Raw genomic sequence first — 14,531 nt, forward strand, 5'->3', positions numbered from 1 at the left:
GTTTTTCTGCCCGTATTTTGGTACTGCATTTTATGCCCGTGTTGCGAAATCGTGCGCGCGGGCGCTGGCCTCTCGCGCCGGGGGCGGATTAGGCTTATACCACCAGAAGATAGCTTCAGGGAGATGCTGCCATGACAGGAGAACTATCGCCTATCGACAAGGCCAAGTTCGTTGCCGCCAAACGGGCAGCGGAGATGGTCGAGGACGGGATGCGGGTTGGTCTCGGGACCGGGTCGACGGCGGCCTGGCTGGTGCGTTGTCTGGGTGAGATGGTGCAGACCGACGGGCTGCGGATCAAGGGCGTGCCGACCTCGCGCCGTACGGCGGAGCTGGCGCTGGAAGTGGGCATTGAGGTGGTCTCGCTGGATGAGGCGAAATGGCTGGATCTGACCATTGACGGCGCTGATGAGTTCGACCGGGATCTGAACCTGATCAAGGGGGGCGGCGGTGCGCTGTTGCAGGAAAAGATCGTCGCCACTGCTTCGGACCGGATGGTGGTGATCGCCGACAAGGCCAAGGAAGTCGAGACGCTCGGCGCCTTTCCCTTGCCGGTGGAGGTGATCCCCTTTGGCTGGCAGACCACGCAGGCGCTGCTGGAGGAGACACTGGTGGCGATGGACGTGATGGGCCGCAAGACAACGCTGCGGATGAACGGCGATGCGGCGCTGGTGACCGATGAGGGCAACCATATTCTGGATCTGCATCTCAACCGGATCGGCAATGTGCGGCAGATGGCGCTGGTGCTGAACCAGATCCCCGGCGTGGTCGAGAACGGGCTGTTCGTCGATATCTGTGACACCGTGGTGGTCGGCTATGGCGATGGCAGGGTCGAGGTGCGCGACATCAATGAGGGCACGGTGGAAATCGACCGGCTGGATTTTGTCGAGACCGAGAATCTGTTCACGGATCTGATGGATTGAGGTGCAACGGATAGGGCCAGACGGCTGGGCTTTTGTCGGCCACCGCGATATCTGGAACCATATGACGACCACCGACATGCAAACCACATCTAACATATCGGCTGCCGATCCTGAGACGTGGGACCGGCCGGTTTCCCTGTCGGTGAGGCTGCGTGTCCCGGCAACACCGTTCCTTGTGTTCTCGCTTGCACTGCTCATCGCTTCGGTGTCGCAGAAAAACAATTGGTGGGTGCTGGATCAGCCCGATTTCGAGGTCCCTTACCTAGCGCCGTTGACCTATCTGTATTTGCTGACGCTTTTGTGCTTTCTGTGGGATGGGATCCCTCTCAGCTGGGCAGAGGTCTCTGCAAAGGGAATTACGACACGCACGGGCCTCTGCTCATCCTCCGCTAGGATCCCTTGGTCGAGAGTTGTCGCTGTTCAGGAAAAGCCATCGGATCTGCGTCTCGTGCCCTTTCGGCGATACCGGTATGCGTCGATTCTCGTGCGCGCTGAAGACGGCTCATTGACCAAACTTCGATGCCCATTGGAAAACGCTGATACAATTGAAACACGGCGGTTTCAGGCTGCGTTCGCCTCGTACTGGCCGGATTGGTCCTCGTCTTGCGGCAAGGCGGTTGTAGATTAGACTGCTTTGTCACAAGCGTCTCGGTCTCTTCACGCGCTTTTCACGGTTTCGCGACTAAACCGCCCTTGGGCATAACAATCAGGGCGCAGTGTCCCCACCTGCGAGACTGGCAATTACCTCTGCGCTATGGGATACCTCGCGCAAGATATGAGAAGGGCGACTTATATGAGCTTTGATTACGATCTCTTTGTTATCGGCGGCGGCTCCGGTGGGGTGCGTGCGGCGCGGGTGGCTGCGCAGCAGGGCGTGAAGGTGGCGCTGGCCGAGGAAGACCGTTACGGCGGCACCTGTGTGATCCGGGGCTGTGTGCCGAAGAAGCTGATGGTGTTTGCCAGCGAATACGCAGGGATGGTCGAGGACGCGCAGGCCTATGGCTGGGATCTGTCGCCCGGCAGCTTTGACTGGGATCGGTTCAAGACCAAACTGCACGCCGAGCTGGACCGGCTGGAAGGGATCTATCGGAACATCCTGAAGAACAACGAGGTCGAGACCTTTGATCAGCGTGCCAAACTGGCGGATGCCCATACGGTCGAACTGGCCGATGGCACCCGCAAGACGGCAAAACATATCCTGATTGCCACCGGTGGCTGGCCGATCACGCCGGAGTTCCCCGGCTCGGAGCTGGCGATCACCTCGAATGAGATCTTCCATCTGGAGAAACTGCCCGAAACCATGCTGATTGTCGGCGGTGGCTATATCGCCTGCGAATTTGCCGGCATCATGAACGGGCTGGGGGTCAAGACCACGCAGTATTATCGCGGTGCGCAGATCCTGCGCGGCTTTGATGATGAGGCACGCGGGCTGATCTCCGAAGAGATGTGCCAGTCCGGTATTGATCTGCATCTGGGCACCAATGTGCTGGAGATGCGCAAAGAGGGCGACAAGATCTGGGTGAAAGCGACCAATGGCGATGAGACCCTGTTCGATCAGGTGATGTTCGCCACCGGACGCAGTCCCAATGCCGACAACCTCGGCCTGGAGGATCTCGGCGTTGCCCGTGATCGCGCGGGCGCCATCGTGGTTGACCAGTACAGCCAGACTGGCGTGCCCTCGATCTATGCGGTGGGGGATGTGACCAACCGGGTGAACCTGACACCGGTCGCCATCCGCGAGGGCATGGCCTTTGTCGAGACGGTGTTCAACGGCAATCCGACCAGCCCGGACCATGACCTTATTCCGACGGCGATCTTCACCCAGCCGGAAATGGGCACCGTGGGGCTGAGCGAGGAAGCGGCGGCAGAGCAGGAGGAGATCGAGGTCTATGCGACCTCCTTCAAGCCGATGCAGCAGGCCTTTGCCGGGCGGGCGCAGCGGGTGCTGATGAAGCTGATCGTCTCCAAGGCCACGCGCAAGGTGCTGGGATGTCATATTGTCGCCCCCGGTGCGGGTGAAATGATCCAGCTGGCTGGCATCGCCGTAAAAATGGGCGCAACAAAAGAAGACTTTGATCGCACCGTGGCGGTGCATCCGACGATGTCGGAAGAGCTGGTCACGATGAAGACACCGGTGCGGACGGCTTGATTTTTCAGGCAGAACACACAGGTAGAACACCAAGCCGCGATGGGCGGCAAGATAGGGATTGGACACATATGGCGGGCAATAATGGTGGCCCCTGGGGGGGCGGCGGCTCTTCTGGCGGCTCAGGCAACAGAGGCAACAACCAGGGCGGTGACGACAACCGGGGTGGCGGACGTCGTCCTGATGAAGGTCAGATCCCCGAGATCGACGAGCTGGTCAAGAAAGGCCAGGAGCAGCTGCGCGTTCTGATGGGCGGTCGCGGTGGTGGCACCGGCGGCGGCGGTCGCGGTGGTGCTGGCGGCGGCGGTGGCCCGCAGCTGACCAAGGGCACCCTTGCGCTGGGCGCGCTGGCTGCGGTTGGCTTCTGGGCTTTTGCCAGCTTTTACACCGTGAAGCCGGAAGAACAGTCGGTTGAGCTGTTCCTTGGGGAGTATTCCGCAACCGGGCAGCCGGGCCTGAACTTCGCGCCCTGGCCGCTGGTGACCAAGGAAATCCTGCCGGTGACCCGTGAACAGACCGAAGACATCGGCGTCGGTGGCGGTATCAGCTCCGATGCAGGGCTGATGCTGACCGGCGACGAGAACATCGTCGATATCGACTTTCAGGTGGTCTGGAACATCAATGATCCGGCGAAATACCTGTTCAACCTGCGCGATGCCCGCACCACGATCCGCGCGGTGTCGGAATCGGCAATGCGCGAGATTATCGCCCAGTCCGAGCTGGCGCCGATCCTGAACCGGGACCGGGGCGCGATTGCCTCGCGTTTGCAGGATCTGATCCAGTTCACGCTGGATGACTATGACAGTGGGATCAACATCATCCGGGTGAACTTTGACAAGGCCGACCCGCCCGCATCGGTGATCGCGGCGTTCCGGGATGTTCAGGCGGCTGAACAGGAACGTGACCGGCGCCAGAACGAAGCGGATGCCTATGCCAACAACGCGCTGGCCGAGGCCCGTGGTCAGGCGGCGGAACTGCTGGAGAAAGCCGAAGGGTATCGTGCACGTGTCGTGAACGAAGCCCAGGGTGAAGCCAGCCGTTTCTCTGCGGTTCTGACCGAATATGAAAAGGCCCCGGATGTGACCCGCAAACGTCTTTATATCGAGACCATGGAGAAGGTGCTGAGCCGCGTCGACAAGATCATCCTGGATGAGCAAACCGGCGAAGGACAGGGCGTGGTGCCATATCTGCCGCTTAATGAACTGCGCCGTGGAGGAAGCAACTGATGCGTAAATCAACTCTCTTGCTGCCCGCGCTGGTGATTGTGGCGATCACGGCACTGTCGTCGGTGTTCATCGTCGACGAGCGCGAAAAGGCGCTGGTTCTGCAGTTTGGCCGGGTTGTCTCGGTCAAGGAAGAGCCGGGGCTGGCGTTTAAGATCCCGCTGATCCAGGAAGTGGTGCGTTATGACGACCGCATTCTGAGCCGGGATATCGACCCGCTGGAAATCACCCCGTCGGATGACCGCCGTCTGGTGGTAGATGCCTTTGCCCGCTATCGGATCACCGATGTGAACCGGTTCCGTCAGGCGGTGGGTGCCGGTGGTATCGCAACGGCTGAAAACAGGCTGGACTCGATCCTGCGGGCGCAAACCCGTGAGATCCTCGGCTCTGTCAGCTCAAACGACATCCTGTCCTCGGACCGGGCGGCGCTGATGCTGCGGATCCGCAACGGGGCTATCAGCGATGCCCGTTCATTGGGGATCACCATCATCGACGTGCGGCTGAAGCGGACCGACCTGCCCACCGAAAACCTCGACGCGACCTTTGAGCGGATGCGGGCGGAGCGTGTGCGCGAAGCGACCGATGAGCGTGCCCGTGGTAACGAGGCCGCCCAGCGGATCCGGGCGCAGGCTGACCGGACCGTGGTTGAGCTGGTCTCAGATGCGCAGCGCGAAGCGGAGATCATCCGCGGTGAAGCGGACGCCGAACGCAACGCGATCTTTGCGCAGGCTTATGGCGCGGACCCGGAGTTCTTTGAATTCTACCGTTCGCTCAATGCCTATGCGACCTCGTTGCAGGCCGGGAACTCCACCATGGTGCTGTCGCCGAACAATGAGTTTTTCAACTATCTGAAATCCTCAAGCGGCAAACCGGCAGCGGCTGCGCAGCAATGATCGGCCCGCAGAAGCTTTGCGTGGATTGACGAGACATCAGACAGGGGCTGGCCGTGAGGCTGGCCCCTTTTCTGTAAAAGCTTCCCCGGCGGCAGCTCACCGGGTTTCACTTCGAATTGAATACGTGCAACATTCGTTGTGACGGTTCTTGGAAAGACTACATTAACGCCCATGACCCGCAGCGGATCCAGAGGCGCCCGCCCGCCCAGGCCCGCCGCTGGATATGGAATATGGCGACAACTAAGGAGTAGTTTCGTGCAGCCACAGGCAAAGAACAACACAATCAGCGGCGCCCGCGCCCTTGCCCGCGCCCCCGCGCGGCAGGCGACGCAGTGGCGCCTGCTCTGGCTGGCCATGATCAGCACCCTGATGGTGCTGGCGCAGGTGGCCATCGCCCAGGCCCGGCCTGAAAGCCTGGCCCCGCTGGCCGACAAGGTGAGCCGGGCGGTGGTGAATATCACCACGACAACTGTTGTTGAGGGACGCACCGGTCCGCAGGGCATCGTGCCCGAGGGCTCACCTTTTGAGGATTTCTTTCGGGAGTTCCAGGACCGCAACGGCGATCAGGGCGACCGTCCGCGCCGCTCTTCGGCGCTGGGATCGGGGTTTGTGATTTCTGAAGATGGCTATATCGTCACCAACAACCACGTGATCGAAGAAGCTGATGAGATCGAGATCGAATTCTTCCCCGGTGAAGGCCAGCCGTCGCAGCCGCTGCCCGCAAAGGTGGTCGGCACTGACCCCAACACCGATATCGCGCTGTTGAAGGTCGATGCGCCGATGCCGCTGACCTTTGTCAAATTTGGCGACAGTGATCTGGCCCGCGTTGGCGACTGGGTTGTCGCGATGGGCAACCCGCTGGGGCAGGGCTTCTCGCTGTCTGCCGGGATCGTGTCAGCGCGCAACCGCGAGCTGTCGGGGTCTTATGACGACTACATCCAGACCGATGCGGCGATCAACCGGGGCAACTCCGGCGGACCTCTGTTCAACATGGATGGTCAGGTCGTCGGTGTGAACACGGCGATCCTGTCGCCCAACGGCGGCTCGATTGGGATCGGTTTCTCGATGGCTTCCAATGTGGTCAGCAAGGTGGTGAACCAGCTGAAAGAGTTCGGCGAAACCCGCCGCGGCTGGCTGGGCGTCCGCATTCAGGATGTGACCACCGATGTGGCCGAGGCAATGGGGCTGGACAGTGCCAAGGGCGCGCTGGTGACCGATGTGCCGGAAGGCCCGGCGAAAGAGGCCGGCCTGTTGGCAGGTGATGTCATCCTGTCCTTTGACGGGGTTGATGTGAAGGACACCCGCGGTCTGGTGCGTCAGGTCGGCAATACCGAAGTCGGTAAAGCCGTGCGGGTGCGGGTATTCCGCGAAGGCAAGACTGAAACCCTGCGGGTGACCCTTGGCCGTCGCGAAGATGCGCAGCGCCAGAGCACGCCTGCCGCTGGTGATGACAGCGCGCCGGATACGGCGGAGAAACAGCTGCTGGGTCTGACCGTCAGCCGTCTGAGCGATGAGCAGCGCAGCGAGCTGAACGTGCCCGATGGCATGGATGGTCTGGTGATCACCTCGGTAGATGAAAGTTCGGAAGCCTGGGAAAAAGGCATGCGTGCCGGCGATCTGATCACCGAGGCGGGCCAGCAGAAACTGACCTCGATCAGCGAGCTGGAAGCGCGTATCGACGAAGCCAAGGAAGCCGGTCGCAAGTCGCTGCTCTTGCTGGTGCGCCGTGCCGGTGAGCCGCGGTTCGTGGCGCTGAACTTGTCGGAGTGATCCGTCAAGGGCCGCCCGTCGGTGGGCGGCCCGATCTGTCCGGTCACCTGCCACAGACAGGCCGCAGACAGGCGCCTGACGTGCGCGTAAGGCAGATACCATAACAAGCAGATACAATAACAAAAGGGCCGGGCAGGGATGCTCGGCCCTTTTGCGTGGATCATCACAGGGTGGCGAAATTGCCCCCGGCCCACAGGTCCGGCGTGTCACGGACTCACGCCGACGGGAGGCGTCTGCACATGGGTCCAATGACCCCAGGCACCCCCCAGGCACCTTCTGTTCGATCCAACAAGCTGTTCGTAGATATCCGCCGCCCCAGATGGCGCATTGGTCCCCGGTTGCGCCCGGCGGATGTCCCTGGGTCCCGTCGAGCCATGTGCCGTGACACATGGCTCTTGATGGGACAGGATGCCGTTGGGATGGAACGGATAACGGCAACCTGTCGTGACCATGCCCTGCCCGGAGCGGTCTGGTCTGTAACCCAGTTCACAATGGATTAAGATTTGTCCGATTGCCGGTCCCGCGCGCGGCGCGCTTCCCGGCTGGCGAGGGCAGTCTTTGGGAAAAGGTGCGTGGGGAGGATCCGGGGCCTGCGGAGATCCGAGCCTGCGGCTTTGTCAGCCGATGTCGGGGTCCGACAGCAGCCGCAGCGCAGCCCGGTCGCGGATGGTAAGACCGCCACGGCTGATGTCGATCACATCGCTGCGTTTCCACTGCGACAGGGTTTTGGAGACCGCCTCGCGGGTGGCGCCGACAAATTCAGCCAGCTCGCTCTGTGACAGCGACAGCCGCCCGTCGCCGCCTTCGGTGGTGAGATACAGCAGTTTGCGCGCCAGCCGCACCGGCATCGGCAGAAACACCTGTTCGCTGTATTGCGTGTTCATCCAGCGCATCCGCTGACCGGCGAGGCGCAGCAGATCTCCGGCGAGCGAGGGATGGTGTTGCAGCTTGGCGAGCACGTCGCCGCTGCGCAGTCGGCGCAGGCGGCTGGGCTCCAGCGCGGTTGCGGTCGCGGTGCGGGGGCCGGGGTCAAACAGGGCGATCTCGCCGAAGACGGCACCGGGGCGCATGATGTCCAGCGACAGTTTGCGCCCGGCAGAGGACAGGGTGGAGAATTCAATCGCGCCACTGACGATGGCATAGAGCGCGTCGCCCTCATCCCCCTGTTCAAACAGTTCTTCGCCAGCCTGCAGGAGGACTTCACTGGCCTGGCTGTCAAGCATTTCCAGCAACCGGTCGGAGGCACCAGAGAGGAACCCGCGGTCGGGCAACAGCCATTTGCGGCGGGCCGAGGAGGCCGCGCGACCGGTGCTGTTGCCGGAGGAGCTGCCCGAACTGTGCAGGGCACCGGTGGCTGGCGATGGGCTCATATCAGACCTTCGGTGCTAGGGGACGGGGCGGGGCGGGGATCAGTTCTCAACGGCTACCAACCCCAGTCTGCGGGCGCTGACCAGTGACAGCTGGTCATTGTCAAACCCGTCGCGTTCCTGAAATTTGCGCACGGCGGCGCGGGTGTCGCGATCCAGGATGCCGGTGATCTGGCCTTGGTAGAGGCCACGCACCGCCAGGGCACGCTGGACCGAGCCGACGAATTGCGGTGTCATATCCACCGGGCAGGGGGTTTCAAACCAGCTTTCGCGGCGCGGGCGCACGATGTCCTGTCGGGTCTCGCGGCGAAACCGCGCCGGTTCCAGCACCTGCCCGTCGGCGGCGGTTCTGGCCGGTCGGGTCATCACCTGAACGGTGACGGTTTCGATCACGGCGGGTGTGGTATGGGTGCCCCAGCAGCTGCCGGGGGCAGCGCCGGGCGGGGCGGCGGGAGCATTGCGCGACACCTGCAGGCTGCTGCCACCGGTCTGTGGCGCGGTACAGGCCGCAAGCAACACCACCAGCCCCGCCGTGGCCGGCAGGATTGTGCCTCGGCAGATATGCCGCAAAAAGGCCTGCCCCAGCCAGGGCCCGTGCGGGCGCAAGAGGTCAGACATGAACAAAGTCCCCGTGTCGAAACACCTGTGTCGAAATACCGGCAGCCGTGATGCCGGGATGGCCCCGCGTCGGAGCGCATCCGGGGCTAGGCTACCGCAGTTCGCGCCCCAGCGCAAAGCCCCGTTATCGCCGGGCCTGTTGGTGTTCCATCCTCTGACGGCTCAGCTAAGGCGCGTGACCGGCAACCAACCCAAAGGGGGAGGACGCAGGGAGGGCGGGGGCCTGGTGCAACGCGGCGCAGGAGTTTTGCCCCGCGGGTGGTTTCTGACTGGCGCGGTGGCCAGCGGTTGGCTACAACCTCGGACGCAACGCGAAAAAGGATGCAGCTGACGATGGCAAAGATCACTTATGTCGAACACAATGGTGCCGAACATGTTGTGGATGTGGCCAATGGCCTGACCGTGATGGAAGGGGCGCGCGACAACAATATTCCCGGGATCGAAGCGGATTGCGGCGGCGCCTGCGCCTGTTCGACCTGCCATGTCTACGTCGATGCCGCCTGGGTTGAGAAGCTCCCCGCCAAGGACGACATGGAAGAGGATATGCTGGATTTCGCCTATGAGCCGGATCCCGCGCGCTCGCGTCTGACCTGCCAGATCAAGGTGACGGATGATCTGAACGGTCTCGTGGTGCATATGCCCGAAAAACAGATCTGATGCGGCTGGGGCCGCAGGCGCGGCGTCATCTGTGGCGCGCCTGGCCCCTGTCTCGACGCCGCGCAGGTCAGGCGCTGCGCCCGTGGCGGGCGGGGTCCGGGGCGGGCCCTGCCATTCCTGGCGCATTGGCGCGAGCGATCTGTGCAGGCGGGCTGCTGTCCGCACTGGTTTCGGCTGCGGCGGCGCAGGATCCGCTCCGGCTGACGGGCGCTGAATTCGCCGCACCCACCGCGCATTATCCGCATGGGGTGCTGGGCGATCATATCGAGTATTCGGCCCTGGTGGTGCAGGACAGCCGGGGCACCCGCCATCGTGTGGCCCTGCCTGTCGCTGGCGCGGTCTTCGAGGACCTGGCGCCACGGCTCTGGGATGTGACGGGCGATGCGCTGCCGGAGGTGGTGGTGGTCGAAAGCGATCCGGACAAGGGCGCGCAGCTGGCGATCTATGGTCTGCATGACGGGGCGCTGCGCAAGATGGCAGCGACGCCGCATATCGGCACGAGATTTCGCTGGCTGGCCCCGATCGCGGCGGCTGATCTGGATGGCGACGGCCATATCGAGATCGCCTATATCGACCGTCCTCATCTGGCGAAAACCCTACGGATCTGGCGCTATCGCCACGGTGCGCTGCATCACGTCGCACAGCGGTCCGGGCTGACGAACCATCGCATCGGGGAGGGTTTCATCACCTCGGGGCTGCGGGACTGCGGCGATGGCCCGCAGCTGCTGACTGTGGACGCCGGGTGGAGCCGGATCATGGTCAGCACCCTTGTGGCAGGTCGCGTGATCAGCCGGGAAATTGGTGCATATTCGCCTGCGACGGGTCTGGCGGCGGCGCTGCGGTGCGAGGGGCCGGTTCAGGCCGACTGAGCGGGCAGGCGGCAGATGCTCGGCGCCGCTTCGGTAAAGTTGGGTTTATTTTCTTGCCGGCTGTTGCCGCAGTGCGCCCCTGCGTTGCAGATTTGTTCACCACTTTGCGCGTATTCTCTTGATCAAGACACCCCCCGGATTGCGCTGTCGCAGCCGGTGGCGGAACCCGTTTGCAAGCAGGAGACAGGCGCGTGACCTTTTCACCCTATGTGCTGGGAACCGGTATCGCCGGATGGAATTTTCTGGACCGAACCCGCGCCCAGCAGCAGGAGATTTTTGAAAAATCGCCGATCATTGATCGCGCGGTGCAGGACTTCACGCGGAAAATCGACAATATCCAGACCGCCGATCAGCTGCTCGGCGACTATAACGTGCTGAAGGTTGCCCTGGGCGCCTTTGGTCTGGAAGAGGACATCAACAACCGCGCCTTCATCAAGAAGGTGCTGGAATCAGATCTGTCTGAGCCCACCTCTTTTGCCAACCGGCTGAACGACAGCCGCTATCTTGGTCTTGCGCAGACCTTTGGCTTTGGCAGTGAGAGCGGCCCGCAGCTGCCGAGCACAAGCATAGAAAAACCCTATGTGACGGTCGCCAGCCCGGAGGATCTGCTGTCGAACCAGACCCTGCTCAATCAGGCTCTGGATGACTTTGGCCTGAAGAAATACGCCGGTAACGAGTTCTTTCTGATGCGGGTCCTGGAATCCGATACCACCGATCCGAACTCTTTTGTGAACCGGCTGAGCGATACGAAACTGGCGGATTTTGCCAAGGCGTTCGAATTCAACCGGCCGCCGGATTACAGCACCAGCATGGAGGCGCTGGTGGGCGAATTCCTCGCCGTGAACGATGGCAATGGTCCGGCCAATGCGGATGAGCTGCTGGCCAATGAGGATCTGCTGAAGGCAGTCGTGGACAGTTTCGATCTGGAATATACCAACTCGATCTTCCTCAAGCGGATGCTGGAATCAAACCCCTATGATCCGGAATCGCCCGTCAACCAGCAGGAGGATCCGCGCTATCTGGCGATGTCGCGCGCCTTTGGTTTCGGGATCCCCGATATTAACAGTTTCACCAGCCCCGACGAGCTGCTGTCTCAGCCTGAACTGCTCGCGGATGCGCTGGAGCAGTTCAACCTGAGCAACCCCGGCGAGGATTATATCCGTGATGTGCTGGAGTCCGATCTCTCGGACCCAAGCTCTTTTGTGAATCAGCCCGGAAATCTTGCGTTCTATAATTTTGCCGAGGCGTTTCAAAACGAATGGCCCACCGCGCCAAGCCGGATGAAGGTGCTGGCCGATGAGGTCGACGGCAAATTGGAGAACTATGAGCTGCCACGGCAGTTCGTGTTTGATTTCGATGCCTTTGAGGCGGGGCTGGATGTGTTCAACATTAGCGAGCGGCAGCTTGATTTTGACGTGATGATCAAGGCGTTTGAGTCCGATCTGTCCTCCGAAATTTCTTATGCAAACCTGCATCGGGATCCGAACCTGAAGGCTATGGCAAATGCTTTTGCTTTTAACCCCGGTACCAATGACCGCACCTATCCCGCGGGTTTCGCTGAGGAGATCGCGGGTCTATACAATGATCGGAATTTTGAGGCCGCCATCGGGGAGAGTGACCCGAACATGCGCCTTGCCCTTGCCTTGGAGCGCGAGCTGCAAGCGATCGCGGATGCCGGTGGCAGCGAAGATGCCCATTGGTTCGGCATCATCGGCTCACCGCCGCTGAAAGCGGTGTTTGAGACGGCATTGGGCCTGCCATCCAGCTTTGGCCAGCTGAACGTGGATCGCCAGGTTGATGAAATGAAAGAACGTGCGCAGTCGTCTTTTGGCACCAGCCATCCGGCGGATCTTCTGAAGCCTGACAAGCTGGACGAGTTCAGAAACCGCTTCCTGCTGCTGAGCGGGCTGAACAGTGATCTGGCGTCGAGCGGCTTCAGCGATCCCGTCTTCACGCTGTTCCGATAGCGCGCGGGCATTGCGACAAAGGTGCCGGGCCAGTGTCGGCCCCTGCGGTCACCCTTCGTGACATTGGCGCCTTACCCGGTACGATCAGGGACGCGGGCTGATCTGATCGGCCCCGCCTGCGGAATTTGTGCCGACGCTCGGCCCCGTGATCGACTTCGGCGGCATGAGGCGCGATCTTTGCCGGAACCGGAACCGGAACCGGAACCGGAACCGGAACCGGGGAGGGCTATGGTGGAGCAACCCGCGCCCAGCCCGTGACAGCGGTTGGATCTTGCGGGCCCCGGTGCGATTGCGAGCGCATTTCACGCCGTCACGGGCTGGGCGTGCCCACAACATGGGCGCCGTCGATGTCACCCAGAGAGGAGAAAAGCGCGGCGGTATTGCTGACGCCGACCTTCTTCAACAGCCGGGCGCGATGAACCTCGACCGTACGGTAGCTCAGCTCCAGACTTCGGGCGATTTCCTTGCTGGTCTTGCCTTCGCACAGCAGCGAATAGACCTCGCGTTCGCGCCGGGTCAGGGGCTGATAGGGCCGGGATCGGGACAGATCGGCAAAGCTCCAGACCGCGCGTGCCAGCGGCTCTTGCGGTGTGAAGCTATGGCCACGGACCCGGACCCAGAACAGGCTGCCGTCCTTGCGCCGCATCACCCGTTCGTCCCAATAGGGTGCGCCGGCTCCCAATGTGTCATTTCCCCGGTTGCGCAGGTTGAGAAATTCTTCCTGCGATGGGTAGAGAAAGGCAAAGAGCTGATCGAGCAGGTCCAGCCGGGTGTAGCCGAACATCTCGCAGAACCGCCGGTTGCAGTCGCGCAGGACCCGGTTTTCGGTGACAACGATCCCCACCGGCAGGAAATCATAGGCGAGCTGCATCAGGTCACGGGTGGCAAAGAGCTGGTCGAGCGTCTCGACGCCGGGATCGCCCATGGGCGCTGTGCCGACGTCGAGGCCGGGGCGGGGCTGCTGGCTATTGGCCGTCATCTGGTCCTGCTGTTCCTGCATATGTCCTGCCTGTCGCGGCGACCGCAGCTCCGCGGCAGGGCTGAGCCTTCGGGAGTGGGTGCGGTCGCTGTTACAAGGATCTTAGCGGAGTGAAGGCAGCGTGAAAACAGGTGCTTGCCAGCCGGCATGCTGATCCTGTCGGGGTGTCAGGAGAGGTAATAGTCGATCGGTTGCAGCGGTGGCGGTACCTCCTCGCCCAGCTTTGGGGCCAGGCTGCGTTCAACGGTCCGGCAGATGGCATCCAGCGGCAGGCCGTTCACCGTTTCGCCAAAGGGGTGAGACAGCTCCTCGGTCACCTCCGCAAGGCCGAAGAAGACATAGGCGACAATGCCGACGAAAATTGGTGTCAGCCAGCCCGCGCTGTCGATCAGCGCAAAGGGCAGCAGCAGGCAATAGAGGTAGGTCGTGCGAAACACCAGCAGTGAATAAACATAGGGCAGCGGCGTGGTGGCAATGCGTTCGCAGCCCGCCTGAGCGAGCGCCATGCTGGCGGTGCGTTCGGCCAGCGCCTTGCGGGCAAACCCATCGTCGGCGGCTGTGGCCAGCGTCGCGGCAAGGGCGTCGAGCGCTGCGCAGGGCGGATGTGGCGCGGTGGTGAAATCGTCGCCTGCCCAGCGGGTTGCGGCGCTGGTGTCGCGTTCTTTGCGCAGGTTGATGCGGTGCAGATGCAAAAACGCAAGGGCCAGCCGCAGGATCCGGCGTCGGCTCTGCGGGTCGGCAACAAACAGGTCCACCTCACGGCTGAGGCAGCGCAGGTCCGCGACCAGCTGTCCCCAGAGCTTGCGACCTTCCCACCAGCGGTCATAGGCGGCATTGTTGCGAAACCCCAGAAACAGCGAGAGCGCGATGCCAAAGACCGCAAAAGGTGCGGCATTGGTATGGGGCAGGCGGGTGATATCGGCGTCAATCCACAGCACCAGCGCCGACAGGGCGGAGAGGCCGAGGATACGGGGCAGTATGCGGGGCAGGACAGAGCCGCGCAGCGCAAACAGCAGCTGCATCAGGCCGGGTTTGTCGCGTAGGATCATCGAAAGTGGACTCCGCTTCGCTCAAAGGCGGGACTAAGGCAATTGCGCAACTGGCTGACGGGGGATCCGAGAC

General features: G+C 62.2%; 13 protein-coding genes. 9 read left to right on the forward strand and 4 right to left on the reverse strand.

The genetic code is table 11. The annotated features are described in order from the left end of the window. Positions 1-131 precede the first annotated feature (131 nt). The 6 genes from rpiA to VWZ85_RS20220 all read left to right on the forward strand — a co-directional run bounded on the left by rpiA (position 132) and on the right by VWZ85_RS20220 (position 6,952). Positions 132-920: a ribose-5-phosphate isomerase RpiA gene (gene rpiA, locus VWZ85_RS20195; protein ID WP_340546131.1), complete on the forward strand. Its 789-nt coding sequence runs from the start codon at positions 132-134 to the stop codon at positions 918-920. Between the two features lie 61 nt (positions 921-981). After that, positions 982-1,548, forward strand: a complete 567-nt coding sequence (locus VWZ85_RS20200) for a hypothetical protein (protein ID WP_416539088.1) — start codon at positions 982-984, stop codon at positions 1,546-1,548. Positions 1,549-1,713: 165 nt separating this feature from the next. Continuing rightward, positions 1,714-3,069, forward strand: a complete 1,356-nt coding sequence (gor, locus tag VWZ85_RS20205) for a glutathione-disulfide reductase (protein WP_416589487.1) — start codon at positions 1,714-1,716, stop codon at positions 3,067-3,069. Positions 3,070-3,137: 68 nt separating this feature from the next. Then, positions 3,138-4,292: an FtsH protease activity modulator HflK gene (gene hflK, locus VWZ85_RS20210; RefSeq protein ID WP_061049028.1), complete on the forward strand. Its 1,155-nt coding sequence runs from the start codon at positions 3,138-3,140 to the stop codon at positions 4,290-4,292. Next, positions 4,292-5,182: a protease modulator HflC gene (gene hflC / locus VWZ85_RS20215; protein ID WP_340546129.1), complete on the forward strand. Its 891-nt coding sequence runs from the start codon at positions 4,292-4,294 to the stop codon at positions 5,180-5,182. Before hflK ends, hflC begins: the two co-directional genes overlap by 1 nt. Before the next feature lie 255 nt (positions 5,183-5,437). Beyond that, positions 5,438-6,952: a Do family serine endopeptidase gene (locus VWZ85_RS20220; protein ID WP_416539086.1), complete on the forward strand. Its 1,515-nt coding sequence runs from the start codon at positions 5,438-5,440 to the stop codon at positions 6,950-6,952. Positions 6,953-7,569: 617 nt separating this feature from the next. On the opposite strand, the gene VWZ85_RS20225 is transcribed toward VWZ85_RS20220, so the two are convergent. Continuing rightward, positions 7,570-8,322, reverse strand: coding sequence for a Crp/Fnr family transcriptional regulator (locus VWZ85_RS20225; RefSeq protein ID WP_340546127.1), 753 nt, complete (start codon positions 8,320-8,322; stop codon positions 7,570-7,572). A 39-nt stretch (positions 8,323-8,361) separates the two neighbouring features. Continuing rightward, positions 8,362-8,937 (reverse strand): peptidoglycan-binding domain-containing protein, encoded by a 576-nt coding sequence (locus tag VWZ85_RS20230; RefSeq protein WP_416589488.1) that lies wholly within the window; start codon positions 8,935-8,937, stop codon positions 8,362-8,364. Positions 8,938-9,270: 333 nt separating this feature from the next. Between VWZ85_RS20230 and VWZ85_RS20235 the strand changes: the two genes are divergently transcribed. The 3 genes from VWZ85_RS20235 (at position 9,271) to VWZ85_RS20245 (ending at position 12,430) form a co-directional block, all read left to right on the forward strand. Continuing rightward, positions 9,271-9,594 (forward strand): 2Fe-2S iron-sulfur cluster-binding protein, encoded by a 324-nt coding sequence (locus VWZ85_RS20235; protein ID WP_340546125.1) that lies wholly within the window; start codon positions 9,271-9,273, stop codon positions 9,592-9,594. Further along, positions 9,594-10,463 (forward strand): FG-GAP repeat domain-containing protein, encoded by an 870-nt coding sequence (locus VWZ85_RS20240; RefSeq protein ID WP_416589489.1) that lies wholly within the window; start codon positions 9,594-9,596, stop codon positions 10,461-10,463. Before VWZ85_RS20235 ends, VWZ85_RS20240 begins: the two co-directional genes overlap by 1 nt. 191 nt (positions 10,464-10,654) lie before the next feature. After that, positions 10,655-12,430 carry a DUF1217 domain-containing protein gene (locus tag VWZ85_RS20245; protein ID WP_416589490.1) on the forward strand — a complete coding sequence of 592 codons (1,776 nt, stop codon included), beginning with the start codon at positions 10,655-10,657 and terminating at the stop codon, positions 12,428-12,430. Positions 12,431-12,740: 310 nt separating this feature from the next. On the opposite strand, the gene VWZ85_RS20250 is transcribed toward VWZ85_RS20245, so the two are convergent. Continuing rightward, positions 12,741-13,355: a LuxR C-terminal-related transcriptional regulator gene (locus VWZ85_RS20250; RefSeq protein WP_416535136.1), complete on the reverse strand. Its 615-nt coding sequence runs from the start codon at positions 13,353-13,355 to the stop codon at positions 12,741-12,743. 221 nt (positions 13,356-13,576) lie between these two features. Further along, the gene (locus VWZ85_RS20255) at positions 13,577-14,458 is read right to left on the reverse strand and encodes a bestrophin family protein (RefSeq protein WP_416535058.1); all 882 of its coding nucleotides are present in this window, start codon (positions 14,456-14,458) and stop codon (positions 13,577-13,579) included. Positions 14,459-14,531 lie beyond the last annotated feature (73 nt).

The organism is Phaeobacter sp. JH20_29 (assembly GCF_048056175.1).
GTDB lineage: Bacteria > Pseudomonadota > Alphaproteobacteria > Rhodobacterales > Rhodobacteraceae > Phaeobacter > Phaeobacter bryozoorum.

Excerpts from the sequence above, each read along its gene's own strand:
- rpiA (WP_340546131.1), top strand. The coding sequence starts at position 132 with ATGACAGGAGAACTATCGCCTATCGACAAGGCCAAGTTCGTTGCCGCC.
- VWZ85_RS20200 (WP_416539088.1), top strand. The coding sequence starts at position 982 with ATGACGACCACCGACATGCAAACCACATCTAACATATCGGCTGCCGAT.
- gor (WP_416589487.1), top strand. The coding sequence starts at position 1,714 with ATGAGCTTTGATTACGATCTCTTTGTTATCGGCGGCGGCTCCGGTGGG.
- hflK (WP_061049028.1), top strand. The coding sequence starts at position 3,138 with ATGGCGGGCAATAATGGTGGCCCCTGGGGGGGCGGCGGCTCTTCTGGC.
- hflC (WP_340546129.1), top strand. The coding sequence starts at position 4,292 with ATGCGTAAATCAACTCTCTTGCTGCCCGCGCTGGTGATTGTGGCGATC.
- VWZ85_RS20225 (WP_340546127.1), bottom strand. The coding sequence starts at position 8,322 with ATGAGCCCATCGCCAGCCACCGGTGCCCTGCACAGTTCGGGCAGCTCC.
- VWZ85_RS20230 (WP_416589488.1), bottom strand. The coding sequence starts at position 8,937 with ATGTCTGACCTCTTGCGCCCGCACGGGCCCTGGCTGGGGCAGGCCTTT.
- VWZ85_RS20235 (WP_340546125.1), top strand. The coding sequence starts at position 9,271 with ATGGCAAAGATCACTTATGTCGAACACAATGGTGCCGAACATGTTGTG.
- VWZ85_RS20240 (WP_416589489.1), top strand. The coding sequence starts at position 9,594 with ATGCGGCTGGGGCCGCAGGCGCGGCGTCATCTGTGGCGCGCCTGGCCC.
- VWZ85_RS20250 (WP_416535136.1), bottom strand. The coding sequence starts at position 13,355 with ATGGGCGATCCCGGCGTCGAGACGCTCGACCAGCTCTTTGCCACCCGT.
- VWZ85_RS20255 (WP_416535058.1), bottom strand. The coding sequence starts at position 14,458 with ATGATCCTACGCGACAAACCCGGCCTGATGCAGCTGCTGTTTGCGCTG.